This is a genomic window from Achromobacter sp. JD417 (genome assembly GCF_041879325.1).
Taxonomy (GTDB): domain Bacteria; phylum Pseudomonadota; class Gammaproteobacteria; order Burkholderiales; family Burkholderiaceae_B; genus Achromobacter; species Achromobacter mucicolens.
Map to the genome: position 1 here is coordinate 21,086 of NZ_CP087159.1, position 20,032 is coordinate 41,117.

Below are 20,032 nucleotides of genomic sequence, written 5' to 3' on the forward strand. Positions count from 1 at the left end.
CCGGGTTTTTTTATGCGCCGATGCCGGCGCTGGCTACGCCCCGTTGCCGGTGCCCAGAAACTGGCTGGGCCGGCGCAGCGCCGGATCGAAGGGATTGATCTGCGCCCCTACCGCGTCGGCCTCGCGCCGCAGCATTTCCACGATCAGCGGCAGGCGTTCATCGCTGATGCGTTCGATGGGCGCGGCCACGCTCAGCGCGGCGACCGTGACGCCGTTGGGGTCATAGACCGGCACGGCCAGCCCGGCGATATTGGGAAACACGCCCTGCCCCTGGCTGCGCGCGTAGCGTAGTTCCAGGCATTCCTTGATGCGCACGCGCATCGAGATCTCGTCCACGAAGCCCAGATGATGCAGGCGCGGAATGTTGAAGCGCATGACCTCTTCGCGCTCGGCCTCGGGCAAGCTGGCCAGCAGCACCAGGCCGCCCTGTCCCATGCCCAGCGGCACGCGCCCGCCGATGTCGCCCGTGTGCGAGCGCACCGGAAATGCGCCATCCACGCGGTCGACGCAGACGGCGTCAAAGCCGCTGCGCACCAGCAGAAAAATGGTGTCATTGAGCATGCCGGACAGCCGCAGCATGGCGGGACGGTACAGGGTGCGCAGGCTGGACTGGTGGGTGCCGGCGGCCGCGGCCAGCGAAAAGAAGGCGACGCTGAGCTGATACCCCTTGCTTTGCGCCGGCTGCTCCACCACGCCCTCCTGCATGAGCCCTTGCAGCACCCGATGCACCGTGGCCTGCGCCTGTCCCGTGCGGGCGGCGATATCCGTCAGGCGCAGCTTTTCGCCCTTGGCGTCGGCCAGCACGCGCAGCACCGCAAACGCCCGCTGCAGCACGCCCTGGCCTGCGGAATCCTCCGAAGCTTCTGATTTCTTCATTCTTCAGTTCCGATAATCAAAATAGTCAGATGCGTTTTTATCAAGAAATTCAGTCTAACGGAATTATTAGATAAAAAATTCGATTCTTCGGAAAACCCTAATTGCCCTGCATTTTTTCGGCTCCTAGACTGCCCCCATCGATCAAGCAGCTGGGGTGAAGTCAAATCCCCCGGCGGCGTAAGGCCCGGATGGGTCACGGGGTGTGGAACATGGCATTTCTGCGGCTGGACAACGTCTCCAAGAACTATGGCGACCTGCGTGTCGTCTCGGACCTGAACCTGTCGGTCGACAAGGGCGAGTTCGTCTCGCTGCTTGGCCCCTCCGGTTGCGGCAAGACCACCACGCTGCAGATGATTGCCGGCTTTGCCGACGTGACCTGCGGCACCATCACGCTGGACGGGCGCGACATCACGCACGCCAAGCCCAACACACGCGGCCTGGGCATCGTCTTCCAGAGCTACGCGCTGTTCCCGCACCTGACCGTGACCGACAACGTCGCCTTCGGCCTGAAGATGCGCAAGGTCGAACGCGCCGAGCGCCAGGACCGCGTGCGCGAGGCGCTGGCGCTGGTCAAGCTGGACAAGCATGCGGACCGGTTCCCGCGCGAACTGTCGGGCGGCCAGCGGCAACGCGTGGCGCTGGCGCGCGCGCTGGTGATCCGCCCGCCCGTGTTGCTGCTGGACGAGCCGCTGTCCAACCTGGATGCCAAGCTGCGCGAGGACATGCAGTTCGAACTGCGCAGCATCCAGCGCAAGATCGGCACCACGACCGTCATGGTCACGCACGATCAGGCCGAAGCCCTGTCCATCAGCGATCGCGTCGTGGTCATGCAGGATGGCCGCGCCACGCAGGTGGACGCGCCCTATCGCATGTACGAGCACCCGCAAACCGAGTTCATCTCGCGCTTCGTGGGCAAGACCAATCTGCTCGCCGGGCGCGTGACGCGCTGCGGCGCGCAGGCAGAAGTCCAGACCGGCGCGTTGAGTCTCCTGGTCGACGGCGAAGGCCTGCGCCACGGCGACAGCGTGCAGTTGTCGCTGCGGCCCGAAAAGCTGGTGCCCGTGCCGTCCGGGCAAGGCAAGCTTGCCTGTGTGGTCAACACGCGCTACTTCCTGGGCAGCCAGTGGATGTACGACCTGGATTCGCCCGTGGGGGCGCTGACCATCCTGACGCCCAACGACGGCCGCCGTCCGCACGACGACGGCGAAGCCATCGGGCTGGACTGGGCGGACGGCGTGCTGCGCGTGCTGCGCGCGCCCGCCGCGGCGGTGGCGGCGGACTGACATGGCGACGCTCACGCAACGCGGCGCTGCCGCCAACCTGCCCAAGCCGCGCAACGACGGCCTGCTCGCCATCCTGGGATCGATCCCGCTGGCGCTCGTGTTCCTGACGCTGGTGCTCACGCCGCTGGCGCTGACGTTCGCCTTGTCCTTCCGGCCGTTCGATTACGCTGCGGGCATCCAGCCAGGTCACACGTTCGAGCACTACCTGGCCGTCGTCACGGACAGCTATTTCATCGAGATCTTCTGGCGCACCTTCTGGATCGCCGGCGTCACCACGCTGATCTGCGTGCTGATCGGCGCGCCCGAAGCCTACATCCTCTCGCGCATGGGCAAGCCCTGGCGCTCGATCTTCCTTCTGGTGGTGCTGTCGCCGCTGCTGATCTCGCTGGTGGTGCGCGCGTTCGGCTGGAGCATGCTGCTGGGCCCGGGCGGACCGCTGGGCAAGGCGGCCGCCGCGTTAGGGCTGGGAACGCTGCTGTACACGCCCACCGCCGTGATCATCGGCCTGGTGCACGTCATGCTGCCCTTCATGGTGATCCCCGTCTGGACGTCGCTGCAGAAGCTGGATTCCACCGTCGAGCATGCGGCGCTGTCGCTGAACGCCTCGCGCTTTCAGACGCTCACGCGCATCGTGCTGCCGCAGGCCATGCCGGGCATCCTGTCGGGCAGCCTCATCGTCTTCGGCCTGTCGGCCAGCTCGTTTGCGATTCCGGCGCTGCTGGGCGGACGTCGCCTGAAGATGGTGGCCACCGTCGTGTACGACGAATTCCTGACCGAGCTGAACTGGCCGCTGGGCGCGGCCATCGCGATCGTGCTGCTGATCGTGAACGTGATCGTCATGATGGCGTACAACCGCGTCGTCGAACGCTCTTACCGCCGCAGCCTGGGCTGAGCCGCGCAAGGAATCGAACATGCAGAAGAACGGTCCTTTCGCGCTGGCGTTCAACTTCCTGGTGGTGGCTTTCGTGCTGGCGCCGCTGGTCATCGTGTGCCTGGTGGCGTTCACGCCGGACTCGACGCTTACCGTGCCCACCACAAGTTTCTCGCTGCGCTGGTTTTACGCGGTATTCGAGCATCCCAACTTCATGCAGGCGTTCAAGAACAGCCTGTGGCTGGCGTTCCTGTCGGCCAGCATTGCCGTGTGCCTGGCCGTGCCCGCGGCCATCGCCATCACGCGCTACCGCTTTCCGGGGCGCGACGTGCTCAACGGCCTGTTCCTGTCGCCGCTCATGATCCCGCACCTGGTGCTGGGCGTGGCGCTGTTGCGTTTCTTCGCGCTGATGGGCATGGCCGGCAGTTTTCCGTGGCTGGTCGCCAGCCACGTGGTCGTCATCACGCCTTACGTGATGCGCCTGGTGATCGGCGCGCTGGTCGGCTTTGACCGGTCCATCGAGCACGCCGCGCTGTCGCTGGGCGCCAGCCGCGCCACGGTGTTCTTTACGGTGACCCTGCCGCTCATCATTCCCGGGGTATCCGGCGGCTGGCTGCTGGCATTCATCAACAGCTTCGACGAACTGACCATGTCGGTGTTCATCACGGCGCCGTCGACCATCACGCTGCCCGTGCGCATGTACATGTACGCCACCGAATCCATCGATCCCATGATGGCCGCCGTGTCCGCGCTGGTGATCGCGCTGACGGCCGTGACCATGCTGCTGCTGGACCGGGTGTACGGACTGGACCGCGTCCTGGTGGGCCAGAAATGAAATCGCTGCCGACAGCCGCAAAGGAGCCGCGCGCGCCATGGCAATCCTGAAACGCCTGGCCGAAACCGGCCGGCCCGCGTTGACCTTCACGTTCGACGGACAGCCCTGCACGGCGCTTGCCGGCGACACGGTCCTGACCGCCGTCCTGACGCAGGGCGAGCGCCTGCGCGTCTCGGAATTCGGGGGCGGGCCGCGCGCCGGCTTCTGCATGATGGGCGCCTGCCAGGACTGCTGGGTGCAGCTTGAAAACGGCGAGCGCGTGCGCGCCTGTTCCACGTATATCGAGCCCGGCATGCGGCTGCAGAGCGCCGCGCTGGCGCCGGCAGCCGCGCCCGGCACGCTGTCGGCCGCCGCCTGGCCCGAGGACGACACGCCATGACCGCCGTGATGCCCGTGATCGTCGGTGCGGGGCCGGCCGGCATCCGCGCGGCCCAGACGCTGGCCGCGCAAGGCCTGCGGCCCGTGATCCTGGACGAAGGCCTGCGGCCCGGCGGCCAGATCTACCGGCAGCCGCCGCCCGGCTTCTCGCGGCCCAAATCCGCACTGTACGGCTTCGAACACCGCAAGGCCGACGCCGTGCACCGGACCATGCAGGCGTTGCAGGGCAGCGTGGAATACCGCCCCGGCTGTCTCGTCTGGAACGCCGAAGGCAGAACGCTGGACGTGCTGCGCGACGGCGTCAGCACCACTGTGCCCTACACCCACCTCATCCTTGCCACCGGGGCCACCGACCGCGTGCTGCCGTTTCCCGGCTGGCTGACGCCCGGCGTCTACACGCTGGGCGGATCGCAGGTGGCGCTCAAGCACCAGGGATGCGGCATCGGTTCGCGCGTCGCGTTCATGGGCACCGGCCCCCTGCTGTATCTGGTGGCCTATCAGTACGCCAAGGCGGGCGCGCAAGTCGCAGCCGTCCTGGACACGTCCCGCTTTGCCGACCGCGCCGCCGCGCTGCCCGGCATGCTGCGTGCGTCCGCGCTGCTGGCCAAGGGCCTTTACTACATGGCGTGGCTGCGCGCGCACGGCGTTCCGTTGCGCAGCGGCGTGCGGCCCGTGGCCGTTGCGGGCACAGACCGCGTCACGGGCCTGTCCTACCGGCAGGGTGCACGCACCCATACGGTCGATTGCGATGCGGTCGGCTTTGGCCTGTCGCTGCGGCCCGAAACCCAGCTTGCCAGCCTGATCGGCTGCGACTTTGAATTCAACGAACGTGACCGCAACTGGCTCCCGCGGCGCGACGCCGCCGGCCGCAGCAGCGTGGCGGGCGTCTACGTCGCCGGCGATGGCGCAGGCATCGGCGGCGCAGACGCCGCCGAACTGGCGGGCGAACGCGCGGCGCTGGCGCTGCTTGAAGACACCGGGTATCCGCACAACGCGCGACGCGCGCGCATGCTGGAATCGCAACTGGCGGCCAACGGCCGCGTGCGCGACGCGCTGGAACGCGCCTTCCCGTTTCCCGAGGACTGGGCCGCTGGCATCGCCGACGACACCGTCGTCTGCCGCTGCGAGGAAGTCACCGCCGGCACCATCCGCCAGGCCGTGCACGAGAACGGCGTGCGGGAGATGAATCGCCTGAAAGCGCTGACGCGCGTGGGCATGGGCCGTTGCCAGGGCCGCATGTGCGGCGTTGCCGGCGCGGAAGTCCTGGCCCACGCCGTGGGCTGCGCGCCGCGCGCCGTGGGCCGGCTGCGCAATCAGCCGCCGGTCAAACCCATCCCGGTCAACGTCGTGTGCCTGGAACGGCCCGCGAAAAGGGCCGCATGATGGAGGCCGCATGATGGAACGCATCGACACCGAAGTCGTGATCATTGGCGGCGGCATCGTCGGCGGCAGCGCCGCGCTGTTCCTGCGCCGCCAGGGCGTGCCCGTGGTGCTGCTGGACGCGGCGCTGTGCGGCGCCAAGGCCAGCGGCGTCAACTACGGCGGCGTGCGGCGGCAGGGCCGCGGCGTTGAGCAGCTGCCGCTCGCGCGGCGCGCGCATGAGCTGTGGGGCAAGCTGCCCGAGCTGATCGGCATCGACGGCGAGTATGTGCGCTCCGGACATTTGAAGCTTGCCTGCAGCGACGCCGACCTGGCGCTGCTGCAGGCCTATCGCGACAGCACGCGCGGCTTTGGCATGGATCTTCAAATCCTGGACCGCCGCGCGCTGGCGCGGCGCTTCGGCTGGCTGGGCCAGGGCGTGGTGGGCGGCTCGTTCTGCCCGCAGGACGGCCACGCCAACCCTCGGCTCGTGTCCCCGGCGTTCGGGCGTGCCGCGGCCGCGCTGGGCGCCGACGTGCGCGAAGGCGTGCGCGTCACATCAGCCACGCACGACGGCACGCGTTTCATCGTGCGCGCCGGCGACACGCTTGAAGTGCGCGCGCGCGTGCTGCTCAATTGCGCGGGCGCCTGGGCCGGCCGCTTCGCCGAAGGCTTTGGCGAACCCGTGCCCGAAACCTCCATTCATCCCCTCATGATGGTGACCGAACCCCTACCGCTGTTCATGAACGTCAGCCTGGGCATGCAGGGCGGCGGCATCTACGCGCGCCAGGTCGCGCGCGGCAACTGCGTCATCGGCGGCGGGCGCGGCGTCTCGGCAGACCCCGACCATGCACGCCCGGGGCGCGACAACCTAGGCGCGCTGATGGCCAATGCGGCAACGCTGCTGCCTGTGCTGCGCGGCGCGCAGGTCATCCGCTTCTGGACGGGGGTGGAAGGCAACATGCCCGACCACAATCCCGTGCTCGGACCCAGCGCCATCGTGCCCGGTCTCTTTCATGCCTTCGGCCTGTCCGGCGCGGGCTTTCAGATCGGCCCGGCCGTCGGCGAAGTCCTGTCCGAACTGGTCGTGCACGGCCGATCCTCCATTCCCATCAATGCCTTCCGCATTGAACGGTACGCGCCCGCCGCTCACGGCGCCGCGGCCCGGCCTGAGAGTCTTCGTGAGCAAACGCTGGAGTCACCATGATGCACAAGAAACAGGGCGCGCAGCGCCTGACCAAGGGGAAGCGCCTGCTGGGCGCGGCGGTGCTGGCATTGCTGTCCGCCGGCGCAATGGCGCAGCAAAAGACGTTGTACGTCGGCATGAACGGCGGCGACATGGAACGCGCCTTCACGCAGCACGTGTTCCCCGACTTCGAGAAGGCCAACAACGTCAAGATCGTCGTCGTGCCCGGCACCTCGACCGACGTGCTGGCCAAGGCGCAGGCCTACAAGGACAACCCGCAGATGCACGTCATGTTCCTGGATGACGGCATCATGGCCCGAGCGATCTCGATGGGCCTGTGCGAACAGCTCAACGACGACCCCGTCCTGAAAGAGCTGTATCCCACCGCCCTGATGAAAGACCGCATGGCCGCCGGCATCGACATCGGCATGACCGGCCTGGGCTACAACACCCGCCTCTTCCAGAAGAACGGCTGGACGCCGCCGACCTCGTGGCTGGACCTGGCCGATCCCAAGTACAAGGGCAAGGTCGTCTTCCAGTCTGCTTCCGGCAGCACCTTCGGCCTGCATGGCTTCCTGATGTTCAACCGTATCGAAGGCGGCAACGACCAGAACTACGAGCCCGGCTTCAAGAAGTGGCCCTCCACCATCGGCCCCAACGTGCTCGAGTACATCCCCAACTCTGCCAAGCTGGCCGAGATGATCCAGTCCGACGAGGCCGCCATCTTCCCGCTCACCCCCACCGCCATCGCCCGCCTGAAAAAGCGCGACATCCCGGTGGAATACGCCCAGCCCAAGGAAGGCTCCGTCATCCTCATGGTCGGCGAATGCGTCATCGCCAAGAACAGCGAACCCGAACTCGCGCAAAAGCTCGCGCTGTACCTCTTGTCCGCCAAGGCCCAGGCCAAGGCGCTGGAAATGGGCGGCCACTTCCCGTCCAACAAGAACGTCCAGGCGTCCGCCGACAACGCCGAGACGCTCAAGCGCTTCCAAGGCTACATGGCCAACGCTAAGATCCTGGACTGGGACCAGATCAACGCGGCCCGGCCCGCCTTCAACGCCCGCTGGAACCGCACGGTCGAACGTTGAGGCCAACGCGCGGCGTCCTGTGGGCAACCCGCAGGTGCGCCGCGCCGGCCTTCCAGCAGCAAGGACACGCATGCGCCTCATCATCAATTCCGGCGGCCCTCAGGCGACAGAAGAATGGCGCGCGCATTTCCGCGCGCTCGCGCCGGAACTGGACGTTGCCGGCTGGCACGAAGACCCCGACCCCGCCACCATCGACTACGCCCTCGTCTGGGCCCCCGACGCCGGCCGCCTGGCCACCTTCCCCAACCTGAAACTCATCATCAGCGCCGGCGCCGGCGTCGACCACATCCTCGCCGACCCCGCCCTGCCGCGCCACCTGCCCATCGCCCGCATGGTCACCGCGCGCACGCAGACCGAAATGGCCGAGTACGTGCTCACCAGCGCCCTCATGATCACGCGCAACGTCAAACGCATCACCGACAACCAGGCCCGCCGCCACTGGGAATTCTTCGACTCCCTGCGCGTCGCCGCCGACGTGCGCGTCGGCATCATGGGCCTGGGCCACCTTGGCATCGCCTCGGCCCAACTCCTGTCCCGCGCAGGCTTTCCCGTCAGCGGCTGGTCCCGCGGCGCCAGCAAGCTACCCGGCATGCCGTCCTACGCAGGCCAGGACCAGTTCGCCGACTTCCTCGCCAACACCGACCTCCTCGTCTGCCTCCTGCCCGCCACCGAAACGACGCGCGGCATCCTCAACCGCACGACGCTGTCCCAGCTCCCCAAAGGCGCCAGCCTCATCAACGCCGGCCGCGGCACCCACATGGTCACCCAGGACATCCTGGATGCGCTGGACAGCGGCCATCTGGATCAAGCCATCCTGGACGTCTTCGAGCAAGAACCCTTGCCTGAAGACTCCCCACTGTGGACGCACCCAAGAATCACCATCACGCCCCACTGCGCGGCGATCCCCGACCGAAAGGAGCGCGCGCGCCACACCGCGCTGCTGATCGCAGCCAACGAGCGCGGCGAGGCGCTTCCCAACATCTACGACCCTCAGCGCGGCTACTGACACCGCGCAGCCCACAGCAATCCAGAGCGAAGCGCGCAGCGCCAACGCGTGCCGCAAGACACCGCGTAAGCGCCACCAGGCCGCCCGCGCGGCCGCCGTGGCGCGGGCCCCGCAAGACCTTCCGCCACACCCCACTGCTTGCGAGAACGCCAAGCAAACAACTCGCCCCAGCAATGCCGGAACCCGAACCACCCGAGCACGGCGTGGCGGTGGCCTTGGGGCGCGGGGCGTGTAGATGCGCCCGAGGGAATCGGAAGGCAGTCGCCGGAGGCGACAACGACGATGACGAAGGGGCAGTCCGGAGCGAAGGCTCCGGACCGCAATCGTAGCCCCGCGCCCCAAGGCCACCGCCGCGCCGTGCGTCTAAAGAACCGAACCGGCGCAACCCAGAGAAAAAAACCGCAAAATCTGCAAACCCCCAAAAGCTAAATTGCCCCTACCAAGGAGCAACCCATTGAAACCTGCAACGCGATCCCAACACGCCCAACGCCTGGACCCCGTCCTACGCTGGCTAGCCGCCAACCCAGACGCCCCGCCAGACCTGCACCACCTGGCCGACCTGGCCTGCCTATCCCCCTACCACTTCCACCGCGTCTACCGCGCCATGATGGGAGAAACGGTCAACGCCACCGTCCAGCGCATCCGCATGCACCGCGCGGCCGCCGCCCTGGCCAGCTCCGAAACCCCATTGAGAGACATCGCCCAACGCGCCGGCTACGAATCCGACGCCGCCTTCAACCGCGCCTTCGGCGCCCTCTTCGGCACCCCGCCCGGCCGGTATCGCGCCGCCCGTGCCCAGTCTTCCACCCCCAAGGAGCTGACCATGTACCCCGTCGTCATCGAGAACTTCCCTGGAACCACCCTGGCCGTCCTGCCCCACCGCGGCAGCTACCAGGACATCGGCCCCGTCTTCTCAAGGGCCTTCATGCTCGCCATCGGCCGCGGCATTGCCACCCCCGACACCATCGGCTACGGCATCTATTTCGATGACCCCGAGCAGGTCCCCGAAAGCCAGTTGCGATCGCTTGCCGGCATGCCCGTCGCGCCCGATGCCGACATCGGCCAGGAACTCGAACGCTTCGAAATCCCCGCCGGCCGCTGCGCCATCCTCACGTACACCGGCCCCTACAACGAAATGCGCAAGCCCTACGACTGGCTCTTTGCCGAATGGCTCCCGTCCAGCAGCATGGCCCCCGCGGACTTCCCCATGTTCGAGCAATACCTGAACGACCCGCGCACCACCCCGCCCGCGCAATTGCAGACCCGCATCTGCCTGCCGCTGCAATAGCAGACAGCGCCTCCCGCTACCCGAGCACGCCTGCCAGATATTGCCGCAGCCAGGCGTGCGCCGGATCGTCCTGATAGCGCTCGTGCCAGTACAACGACACCGCAATGGGCGGCAACGTCAGCGGCACCTTCTGCGTCACGATGCGCGCGCTGCCCGACATCGCCTTCGCAATGCTCACCGGCATCGTCGCGATCAGGTCAGATCCCTCCACGATGAACGGACACACCAGATAGCTGGACAGCGTCGCCACGATCTTGCGGCTGCGGTTCTGGCCCATCAGGATGCGATCGATCGCCGTGCTGAAGTAGCGCGTGTGCGCGGCCAGATCCAAATGCCCGTAGCTCAGGTAGGCGTCCAGATTCCAGCGCTTGCGCAAACACGGATGTCCTTCGCGCACGATGCACACCGCCGGCTCCTGGTACAGAAAGCGCGTGCGCAGGTCCGGCGCCGGGTCCGGAAAATAGCCCGCGATCAGCTCCACATGATTGGTGTCCAGCATGCTCAGCCCGTGCTGCGGCCGCGCCGGCACGATCTGCAACTGGAAGTGCGGCGCGTCCACCGCAAGCCGCGGAATCAGCTTGGGCAGCAGCGTGTACTGCACATAATCGGTCGCATACAGCGACAGCGTGCGCGACGAATGCGCCGGGTCGAACGCCTCGCGGGTGCGCGTCGCGCGGTGCCAGCCCTCCAATAGCGGCTTGAAATGCTGGTGCAGCTCCAGCGCCCGCAGCGTCGGCTGCCACGCGCCGCCCTCGCGCACCAGCAGCGGATCGCCGAACAACTGACGCAGCCGGTTCATTGCCGCGCTCATGGCCGGCTGGCTGATGTTCATCGCCTCGGCCGCGCGCGACACATTGCGGCATGCCATCAGCGCATCGAAGTGCAGAAGCAGATTCAGGTCCGGATTCTTCATCGCCGCGCGTCCATAAATGGCATCTATACAAATATAAACCTGTAGGACTGCTGTCATCGCGGCGCCGGGCCTAGCATGACTTCGTTGTTGCAGCGAACCAAGGTCGGACACGCATGATCCGGCCATAAGGAAGTTCTATCAACAAGGGGAAACCAAGCCATGAAAACAGGGCTACTTCGCAGTTGCTGTCGCATTGCCGCCGGCGTCGCGCTCTTTGCCGCCGCCGGAACCGCCAGCGCCGCCTGGCCTGACAAGGTCATCCGTATCGTCGTGCCGTTCGCGGCCGGCGGCTCCACCGACGTGGTGGCGCGCAAGATCGCCGAAGGACTGAGCCAGCGCCTGGGCGCCAACGTCATCGTCGAAAACCGGCCCGGCGCGGGCGGCACCGTTGGCACCGAGTACGTCGCGCGCCAACCCGCCGACGGCTACACCATCCTGATGGGATCGGTCAGCACGCACGGCAGCGCGCCCTGCGTCTATTCCAAGCTGCCGTACGACGCGGTCAAGGACTTCACGCCGCTGACGGTCGTGGCCACGATCCCCAACGTCATGTCGGTGAACCAGTCCGTCCCCGCCAACAACCTGCAGGAGTTTGTGGCCCTGCTGAAGAAAGAGCCCGAGAAGTATTCCTTCGCCTCCAACGGCCAGGGCACGTCCAATCACCTGGCCGCCGAACTCTTCAAGTCCACCGCCGGGGTGTCGATGGTGCATGTGCCTTACCGCGGCTCCGGCCCCGCGCTAATCGACCTGGTGGGCGGACAGATCAACATGATGATGGACGTCGTGATGACGTCGTACCCCTACATCAAGGACGGCAAGATCAAGGCGCTGGCGGTGACCTCGCCGCAGCGCTCGGCCATGTTGCCCGACGTGCCCACCGTCGCCGAGTCCGGCTACCCCGGTTACGAGGCCATGGTGTGGTTCGGCATGCTGGCGCCCGCCAACATGCCCGAACCCTTGCGCGCCAAGCTGACCGACGGCCTGGTGCAGACCCTGCACGCGCCCGCCATGAAGACCTATCTCGAGCAGCAGGGCGCTCAGGTGTCGGATGTTGCGGGCCCGGCGTTCGGCTCGATGATCAAGGACGAAATCAGCAAGTGGTGCCAGGTGGTGAAGAAAGCCGGCATTCGTCTGGACTGACCCTCATTTTTGGAAAGAACGATATGTATCGCATAGGGATAGACGTCGGAGGCACGTTTACCGATTTCACGATGATCGACGAGGACGCCGGCGTGGTGCACTTTCACAAGGTGCCCTCCACGCCGCACGATCCCTCCGAGGCCATCGCCACGGGCATCGGGCAGATGCTTGCGGATCATGGCGTCGCGCCTTCGCAGGTGTCGCACGTGGGCCACGGCACGACGGTGGCCACCAACCTCATCATCGAACGCAAGGGCGCGCGCGTCGGTCTGATCACCACACGGGGCTTTCGCGACGTGCTGGAGATTGGCCGCCAGACGCGCCCGCACCTGTACGACTACAGCGTGGGCAAGCCGCCCGTCGCGGTGCCGCGCGAATTCCGCGCCGAAGTCGACGAGCGCGTCAACGCGGCGGGCGAGGTCCTGACGGCGCTGGACGAAGCGCAGGTGCGCGATGCGGCGCGGCGCTTCGCCAAGGCCGGCATCGAGGCCGTGACGATCTGTTTTCTGCATGCTTACCGCAACCCGGCGCACGAGCGGCGCGCGGCCAGCATCGTCCAGGAAGAAATGCCGGATGCGTACATCAGCCAGTCGTCCGAGGTGTTGCCCGAGTTCCGCGAATACGAGCGCCTGTCCACCACCGTGCTCAATGCGGCGGTCGGGCCGAAGATGGCGCGCTACCTGGAGCGTTTCCTGAAGCGGGTGCGGGAACTGGACATCGGGCATGAACCGCACACCATTCACTCCAACGGCGGCCTGATGTCGATCGCCACGGTGCGCCAGTATCCGGTGCGCACCTGCCTGTCCGGCCCCGCCGCCGGCGTGGTCGGCGCCGCGGCCGTGGGACGCGCCATCGGCAGCCTGAACCTCGTGACGTTCGACGTGGGCGGCACCAGCACGGACGTGTCGCTGGTGTGCGAAGGCAGGCCGCTCTTCACCTCGCACCGCCATGTCGCCGGCTATCCGGTCAAGACGCCGATGGTCGACATCCATGTCATCGGCGCGGGTGGCGGCAGCATTGCGTGGCTGGACGATGCCGGCGCGCTGAAGGTGGGTCCGCACAGCGCGGGCGCGGTGCCGGGCCCGGTGGGCTACGGCCGTGGCGGCCAGGAGCCCACCATCACCGACGCCGAAATCGCGTTGCAGCGGCTCAACCCCGTGGCGCTCTTGAATGGCCGCATGCCGGTGTACGCCGATGCGGCGCGCGAGGTCATCCGCGGCCGCGTCGCCGAACCGCTGGGATTGACCATGGAGGCGGCTGCCGAGGGCATCCTGCGCATCGCCGCCGCCAACATGAGCCGCGCGATCCGGGCGGTTTCCACCGAGCGGGGCTACGACCTGTCGCGCTTTTCGCTGTATGCCTACGGCGGCGCGGGTCCGCTGCACGCCGTGGAAGTGGCCGAGGAATGCGGCATCCCCGTGGTCATCGTGCCGCAGGAACCCGGCACGATGTGCGCGCGCGGCATTCTGCTCAGCGACATCTCGTTCGACTTCGTGCAAAGCGAGATATCGCTCGCCAGCGAGGACACGTGGCCCGCCATCACCGCCATCTTCGAAGGGCTTGCCGCGCAGGCGCGCGACTGGCTCGCGTCCGAACGCGTCGATCCCGCGCTGCGCGTGTGCCACAGCGCGATCGACGCGCGCTACGAGGGGCAGAACTTCGAGGTGCAGGTCAGCCTGGACGACACGGGCCCGGGCGGCTACGCGCAATTCGCGCGGCGCTTTGCAGAGGCCCATGAGCGCGAATACGGCTACACGGTGGACGATCGCAAGGTGCAGATCATCAATTGCCGCATGCAGGCGGTCGGACAGGTGGTGAAGGCGCCGCTCGCGCCACGCCATGTGGGCGGCACGCTGCAGGACGCGCGGCTGGGCGAGCGCAAGGCGTACTTCGGGCCGGCGCATGGCTGGCTGCAAACGCCCGTGTATGACCGCGACCGCGTGCCGACCGGCGCGCGCTTTCAGGGCCCGGCGCTGCTCGAGGAAATGAGCTCGACCACGGTGGTCGGCGTGGGCCACGAGGCCAGCGTCGACGAATTCGGCAACCTGATCATCCGTTTGCAAGGAGGCTCGCATGAACAAGCCTGATTCCATTGAACCGTGCGAGGCGGACAGCGCCTCGGTCCTGGCGGATCCGATCGGCATGGAGGTGTTCTGCAACCGCCTGCTGTCGATCACCGAAGACATGAACAACACGCTGGTGCGCGCCTCGTTCTCGACCAACATCAAGGAGCGCAAGGATTGCTCGGTGGCGCTGTTTGACGCGGCGGGGCGGCTGGTCGCGCAGGGCACGCAGATTCCGCTGCACCTCGGATCGCTGGACGGCGCCATGCGCGCCATCCTGCGCACGTTTGCCGAAGACCAGATCCGCGACGGCGACGTGTTCATCTGCAACGATCCGTACCTGGCTGACGGCAGCCACCTGCCCGACATCAACATCATCACGCCGGTGTTCTGGGAAGGCACTCTGCGATTTTTTGCCGCCAACATCGCGCATCACTCCGACGTGGGCGGCGCCGTGCCTGGCTCTATTGCCGGAGGGCTGAAGTCGATCTTCGAGGAAGGCATCCGCATCCCCGCCTGCCGCCTGGCCCGCGCGGGCCAGACCGACGAGGATCTGCTGCGCCTCATCTGCGCGAACACCCGCGATCCGGAAGAGCGCGTGCTAGACCTGCGCGTGCAGATGGCGACAAACCGCCGCGGCGCGGCTGCGGTGCAGGGATTGATCCGCCAGATGGGGCTGCAAGCTGTGCTGCGCTCGGTGGACGACGTGATCGCCTACACGCGCAAGCGCCTCTTGAACCGCATCGCCGAGCTGCGCCCCGGCAGCTACACGTTCCGCAGCGATCTTGACGACGACGGCATGGGCGGCGATCCGGTGCCCATCCAGGTGACGTTGACCGTCGGCCCGGACAATCTGCATTTCGACTTCGACGGATCGGGCAAGCAGGCGCGCGGCGCCATGAACCTGCCGTTCAATGCCCTGCGCGCCTGCGTCTACTACGCGGTGAAGGCGCTACTGGATCCGGACCTGGCGCCCAATGCCGGGCTGTTCGATCCCATCACGCTGTCCGCGCCCGTGGGCACCATCACCAATCCCGAGCATCCGGCCGCGGTGGGCGCGCGGTCGATCACCGCGCAGAAGGTGGCCGGCGCGATCTTCGGTGCATTCCGGGGCCTGCTTCCGCCGGAAAAGACCATGGCTTCCAGCAACGACTGCTGCCCCGCCATCGTGTTCTCGGGCCGGTGGCGAGAGCGCGCGGGACACTTCGTGTACCTGGAAACGTTGGGCGGCGGCGCGGGGGCGCGCTTCGATGCGGACGGCATGGATGCGGTGCATGTGCACATGACCAACACGTCGAACCTGCCGGTCGAAGCGCTGGAAAACGAGTATCCCCTGCTGATGGACGAGTACGCGATGATTCAGGACTCGGGCGGCGCGGGCCGCACGCGCGGCGGCATGGGCATCGCCAAGCAGATACGCGCGGTGGGACCAGGCATCGTGTTCTCGGCGCGCTCGGACAGCCACACCGTCGGCGTGGCCGCGGGCGTTGACGGCGGTGGAGATGGCCGCCGTGCGCGCCTGATCCGCAACTTCGGAACGCCGCAGGCCGAGGAGCTTTTTTCCAAGACCGCCAACATTGCGCTTGCGGCTGGCGATAGCGTGCGCATCGAAACGCCGGGGGCCGGCGGTTATGGCGCGCCGTCGGAGCGGCCGCGGGCGCGCGTGGAACAGGATCTGGCTGACGGCAAGATCAGCCCTCACGCGGCGCGTGCGGACTATGGGCTGTCCGCGTAGACCGAGCCGCGCGTCAACTGACGTTCAGGGTCATCGAGTACTTCATCTTGTCGTGCGGAAACGTGGTGATGGTGGCAAGCAGCAGCACGCCGCCGTCGCCGTAGTACCGGCGGGTGATGACAAAGCCGGGCGTGCCGGTATCGACTTGAAGTTGCCTGGCGATCGCCGCGCCGATCGGCGTGGCGGAGAACTCCTGGTTGACCTCGGTGATGCGGTCGCCGAAGTGGTCCTCGATCAGCCGCAGCAGCGAGATCCGGGACTTCACGTCCACCAGCACGTCCGAATGCGCCGGGTTCGTGTAGATGAGCGTGCTGGCGGCCGGCACGTCGGGATCGTCCAGCGTCTTGATCGAGTTGATGTGCAGCCATTCTTGCCCGGCTTCGCACCCCAGCGTTTCGGCAAGGCGCTTGGTCAGCTTGACGGTGCGCACGTCCTGCACCAGCAGCGCCGCGTTGCGCGCGTACTGCAGCAGATCGGGAAACTGCGAGATGCGCTGCGTGAAACGGGTCGTCGCGCGGGCCGTTTCGACACGCGTGCCCACGCCCGGCCGGCGCGACACCACGCCAGCCACCGTCAGCATGCGGATCGCTTCGCGGATGGTGTGACGGCTGGCGCCGAATTGTTCGCACAGTTCGTGCTCGGTGGGAAGCAGCGTCATGACGGGGTAGCGCCCGGAGCTGATGTCCTGCGAGAGCGACTGATAGATGCTCTTGTAGCGGGGGCCACCCGACATGTCTGCCGGGAGCGCCGCGCCGGGCCGGCCGCGGGCTTGCCGCTCCCCGCCGGGGCTGGCAGCGCGCTCGGAGGATCGGGTCATGAGGTTGGCTCCTTGATTGGTTTTATAGGGTTTGTCCGGACAATAACCGATTGACAAGGCAGTCATGCGGGATTCATTATTTGTCCGGACATTCATGTACGGACAAATTGTACGGCGGACATGAGGTCGCCGGGCAACAAATCAGTCGGTTCTTGCAGTTCTCTTCCAAAATTCGGGGGTTCTCATGAGCAAGGTACTTGCAGTGCTCGCGGCGGCGGCGGTAGCGGCCGGGCTGGGCGCAAACGCACAGGCGCAGCAGAAACTGGTGGTGGCCGGCTACGGCGGCTCGTTCGAAGACATCATGCGCAAGGACATCTTCCCGCCCTTCGCCAAGCAGCATGGCGTCGAGCTGGATTACGTGGCCGGCAATTCCACCAACACCGTGGCGCGCCTGCAGGCGCAAAAGAGCAACCAGCAGATCGATGTCGCCATCATCGATGACGGCCCCATGTACCAGGCCATTGCGCTGGGTTTTTGCGAACCCATCAAGAACCTGCCCGCCGACGACATCTACACCACCGCGCGCTACAAGGACGACAAGGCGGTCGCCATCGGCATCGTGGCCACGGGCATCATGTACAACAAGAAGGTCTTCGACGAGAAGAAGTGGGCGCCGCCCACGTCCTGGAAGGACCTGAAGGATCCCAAGTACAAGAAGCAACTGGTCATTCCGCCGCTGAACAACACCTATGGCCTGCACACGCTGGTGGAATACGCCCGCGAAGGCGGCGGCGGCGAAAAGAAGATCGATCCGGGCTTCACCACGTTCAAGAACGAGGTCGGTCCCAATGTGCTGGTCTATGAGCCCTCGCCTGGCAAGATGACCGAGCTCTTCTCCAGCGGGCAGGCCACCATCGCGGTCTGGGGCAGCGGCCGCGTCAAGGCGTTTGCCGACACGGGCTTTCCGGTCGGATTCGTCTATCCGCAGGAAGGCGCCTACGCGCTGCTGTCTTCCGTGTGTCCGATCGCCAAACCCAATGCCAACCCGAAGGCGCAGGCCTTCGTCGAATACCTGGTGTCGCCCGAGGTCCAGGAAAAGCTAGCTTCCGCGTACGGCTATGGTCCGGTCAACAAGAAGGCCAAGGTCACGGACGATCCCCGTGTACCGCTGCCCATCGGCAAGCGCGCCGCCGATCTCATCGTGATCGACTGGGATACGGTCAACCAGAATCGGGACGACTGGAACAAGCGCTGGACGCGGGAAATCGAGCGCTGACGCGTGGGCATACGGGCGGCGCCACTGCCGCCCACCAGGAGCATTCATGACCTATCTTGTGCTTGACCGCCTGAGCAAGCGCTACGGCGACACCACGGCCGTCGAAAACCTGAGCCTGTCGGTAAACAAAGGCGAATTCATCTCGCTGCTGGGGCCCTCCGGCTGCGGCAAGACGACGACCCTGCAGATGATTGCCGGCTTCGTCGAACCGTCCGGCGGCAGCATCGTGCTGAACGGCAAGGACGTCAGCAAGGTGCCCGCCAACAAGCGCGGGCTGGGCATGGTGTTCCAGAACTACGCGCTCTTTCCGCACATGACCGCGGCCGAGAATGTGTCGTTCGGCCTGGAGATGCAGCGCGTGAAAAAGGACGAGCGCCAGGCCCGCGTGGCCGATGCGCTCAAGCTCGTGGGCCTGTCGCATCTGGCCGACCGGCACCCGGCGCGCATGTCCGGCGGCCAGCAGCAGCGCGTGGCGCTGGCGCGTGCGCTGGTCATCCGGCCCAGCGTGCTGCTGCTGGACGAACCGCTCTCCAACCTGGACGCCAAGCTGCGCGAAGAGATGCAGCTGGAATTGCGCAGCATTCAACGCACGGTCGGCACCACCACCATTCTCGTCACGCACGATCAGTCCGAGGCGCTGGCGCTGTCGGACCGCATCGTGGTGATGAACCAGGGCCGCGTCGAACAGGTGGCCGAACCCTTTGCCGCGTACGAAGGGCCCGCCAGCCATTTCGTGGGCGGGTTCCTGGGCAAGGCCAACGTTTTCACGCCGCAGGCCGAGCAGTACGAGGGCGAGACCCGCGCGCGCATCGGCGAGGCCCACATTGGTCTGGCGGGCGCACCGGTGCCGCAGGGCGCGGTGATCGTGCGGCCCGAGAAGATCCTGTTTTCCGAGCCCGCGGCCTGTGCATTGCCGGGCCGCATGAAGACACGTGTCTTCCAGGGCAACCATTGGTTGTGCCAGGTGGAAACGTCGGTCGGTGAAGTGATGGTGATCCGGCAGAACGACGGCGTGCCGGTGCCTGCCGAAGGCCAGACCGTGCATCTGCGCTGGCGCGCGCAGGACATGTGCTCCGTCGATCCGGCGGCCGCGCCGCAAGGCAACGCGTCATGAGCGCGCGCACCAATCCGTGGGTGCTGAGCGCCCCGGCGCTGGTGGTGTATGCCACGTTCCTCGTGGTGCCGATGGCGCTGGTGTTTCTGATCAGCTTCTTCGACTTTCAGTTCTACGGCGGCATCGAGGCCACCTTTACCTGGAAGAACTACATCGAGATCTTCTCGGACGGCTACTACTACGAGATCTACGCGCGCACGTTTGGCGTGGCCGCGGCTGTGACCGTGGCGTGCCTGGTACTGGGCACGGCCGAAGCCTACGTGCTGTCGCGCATGGCCAACCCGTGGAAGGGCCTATTTTTGATGGTGGTGCTGGGCCCGCTGCTGATTTCGGTGGTGGTGCGCACGCTGGGCTGGGCGTTGCTGTTCGGGTCCACCGGCCTCATCAACAAGGCGCTGATGGGCATCGGGCTGATCTCCACCCCCATCGACCTCATGTACAGCAACCTGGGGGTGGGCATTGCGCTGACGCACGTGCTGGTGCCCTTCATGGTGATCTCGGTGTGGGCCTCGCTGCAGCGGATCAACCCCGCTACTGAGGCGGCCGCGCTGTCGCTGGGCGCCAGCCAGTTCACCGTCATCCGGCGCGTGATCGTGCCGCAGGTGATGCCCGGCATCCTCTCGGGCGCGATCATGGTGTTTGCAATGGCGGCCAGCTCGTTCGCCACGCCAGCCATCATCGGCGGACGGCGCTTGAAGAACGTGGCCACCGCCGCCTACGACGAGTTCCTGAACACCTTGAACTGGCCGCTGGGCGCAGCGCTGGCCGTGGTGCTGCTGGTGGCGACCGTGGTGGTGCTGCTGTCGGCCAACCGCATCATCGAGCGCCGCTACGGGGCCGTGTTCAACCAGGCCGGAGGCTGAC

At 66.6% G+C, this 20,032-nt stretch carries 18 protein-coding genes; 15 read left to right on the forward strand and 3 right to left on the reverse strand.

Going from position 1 to position 20,032, the window contains the following annotated elements:
• Positions 1–33: 33 nt before the first annotated feature.
• Complete coding sequence (locus LN047_RS00105) at positions 34–876, reverse strand: IclR family transcriptional regulator (RefSeq protein ID WP_128829685.1); 843 nt, start codon at positions 874–876, stop codon at positions 34–36.
• Between the two features lie 209 nt (positions 877–1,085).
• Here LN047_RS00105 and LN047_RS00110 point away from each other — a divergent pair, with 209 nt between their 5' ends.
• From LN047_RS00110 to LN047_RS00150, 9 genes are all read left to right on the forward strand, one after another.
• Entirely contained in the window at positions 1,086–2,159 is a 1,074-nt protein-coding gene (locus tag LN047_RS00110; RefSeq protein ID WP_062839312.1) for an ABC transporter ATP-binding protein, read from the forward strand.
• Position 2,160: 1 nt separating this feature from the next.
• Positions 2,161–3,051 (forward strand): ABC transporter permease, encoded by an 891-nt coding sequence (locus LN047_RS00115; RefSeq protein WP_373980864.1) that lies wholly within the window; start codon positions 2,161–2,163, stop codon positions 3,049–3,051.
• Between the two features lie 19 nt (positions 3,052–3,070).
• Positions 3,071–3,865 (forward strand): ABC transporter permease, encoded by a 795-nt coding sequence (locus LN047_RS00120; RefSeq protein ID WP_056327659.1) that lies wholly within the window; start codon positions 3,071–3,073, stop codon positions 3,863–3,865.
• Positions 3,866–3,902: 37 nt separating this feature from the next.
• Complete coding sequence (locus LN047_RS00125) at positions 3,903–4,244, forward strand: (2Fe-2S)-binding protein (RefSeq protein ID WP_142052102.1); 342 nt, start codon at positions 3,903–3,905, stop codon at positions 4,242–4,244.
• Complete coding sequence (locus LN047_RS00130) at positions 4,241–5,626, forward strand: FAD-dependent oxidoreductase (protein WP_373980865.1); 1,386 nt, start codon at positions 4,241–4,243, stop codon at positions 5,624–5,626. Before LN047_RS00125 ends, LN047_RS00130 begins: the two co-directional genes overlap by 4 nt.
• Positions 5,627–5,636: 10 nt before the next feature.
• Entirely contained in the window at positions 5,637–6,809 is a 1,173-nt protein-coding gene (locus LN047_RS00135) for an NAD(P)/FAD-dependent oxidoreductase (RefSeq protein ID WP_373980866.1), read from the forward strand.
• Entirely contained in the window at positions 6,806–7,876 is a 1,071-nt protein-coding gene (locus tag LN047_RS00140; RefSeq protein WP_056327663.1) for an ABC transporter substrate-binding protein, read from the forward strand. The genes LN047_RS00135 and LN047_RS00140 overlap by 4 nt, the downstream gene beginning before the upstream one ends.
• A 70-nt stretch (positions 7,877–7,946) precedes the next feature.
• Entirely contained in the window at positions 7,947–8,882 is a 936-nt protein-coding gene (locus tag LN047_RS00145) for a 2-hydroxyacid dehydrogenase (protein ID WP_373980867.1), read from the forward strand.
• A 454-nt stretch (positions 8,883–9,336) separates the two neighbouring features.
• A complete protein-coding gene (locus tag LN047_RS00150; RefSeq protein WP_373980868.1) occupies positions 9,337–10,170 on the forward strand; it encodes a GyrI-like domain-containing protein in 834 nt (277 codons plus the stop codon).
• Between the two features lie 16 nt (positions 10,171–10,186).
• Here the strand turns inward: LN047_RS00150 and LN047_RS00155 are convergent, their stop codons facing one another.
• Positions 10,187–11,083 (reverse strand): LysR family transcriptional regulator, encoded by an 897-nt coding sequence (locus LN047_RS00155; RefSeq protein WP_180099905.1) that lies wholly within the window; start codon positions 11,081–11,083, stop codon positions 10,187–10,189.
• Positions 11,084–11,242: 159 nt separating this feature from the next.
• Here LN047_RS00155 and LN047_RS00160 point away from each other — a divergent pair, with 159 nt between their 5' ends.
• From LN047_RS00160 to LN047_RS00170, 3 genes are read left to right on the forward strand one after another with little or no spacing between them, the layout of a single operon-like run.
• Entirely contained in the window at positions 11,243–12,223 is a 981-nt protein-coding gene (locus tag LN047_RS00160; RefSeq protein WP_373980869.1) for a Bug family tripartite tricarboxylate transporter substrate binding protein, read from the forward strand.
• A gap of 23 nt (positions 12,224–12,246) precedes the next feature.
• Positions 12,247–14,310, forward strand: a complete 2,064-nt coding sequence (locus LN047_RS00165) for a hydantoinase/oxoprolinase family protein (RefSeq protein ID WP_373980870.1) — start codon at positions 12,247–12,249, stop codon at positions 14,308–14,310.
• Positions 14,297–16,021, forward strand: a complete 1,725-nt coding sequence (locus LN047_RS00170; protein WP_373980871.1) for a hydantoinase B/oxoprolinase family protein — start codon at positions 14,297–14,299, stop codon at positions 16,019–16,021. The genes LN047_RS00165 and LN047_RS00170 overlap by 14 nt, the downstream gene beginning before the upstream one ends.
• 13 nt (positions 16,022–16,034) lie before the next feature.
• Here LN047_RS00170 and LN047_RS00175 read toward each other — a convergent pair whose 3' ends face one another.
• Positions 16,035–16,838 (reverse strand): GntR family transcriptional regulator, encoded by an 804-nt coding sequence (locus LN047_RS00175; RefSeq protein WP_062839324.1) that lies wholly within the window; start codon positions 16,836–16,838, stop codon positions 16,035–16,037.
• Between the two features lie 184 nt (positions 16,839–17,022).
• Between LN047_RS00175 and LN047_RS00180 the strand changes: the two genes are divergently transcribed.
• Genes LN047_RS00180 through LN047_RS00190 form a run of 3 tightly spaced genes read left to right on the forward strand, consistent with a single transcriptional unit; the run spans position 17,023 to position 20,031 of the window.
• Positions 17,023–18,054 carry an ABC transporter substrate-binding protein gene (locus tag LN047_RS00180; protein WP_056327670.1) on the forward strand — a complete coding sequence of 344 codons (1,032 nt, stop codon included), beginning with the start codon at positions 17,023–17,025 and terminating at the stop codon, positions 18,052–18,054.
• Positions 18,055–18,100: 46 nt separating this feature from the next.
• Positions 18,101–19,168, forward strand: a complete 1,068-nt coding sequence (locus LN047_RS00185) for an ABC transporter ATP-binding protein (RefSeq protein ID WP_373980872.1) — start codon at positions 18,101–18,103, stop codon at positions 19,166–19,168.
• The gene (locus tag LN047_RS00190) at positions 19,165–20,031 is read left to right on the forward strand and encodes an ABC transporter permease (RefSeq protein WP_056327672.1); all 867 of its coding nucleotides are present in this window, start codon (positions 19,165–19,167) and stop codon (positions 20,029–20,031) included. The genes LN047_RS00185 and LN047_RS00190 overlap by 4 nt, the downstream gene beginning before the upstream one ends.
• The last annotated feature ends 1 nt before the right edge of the window (position 20,032 follow it).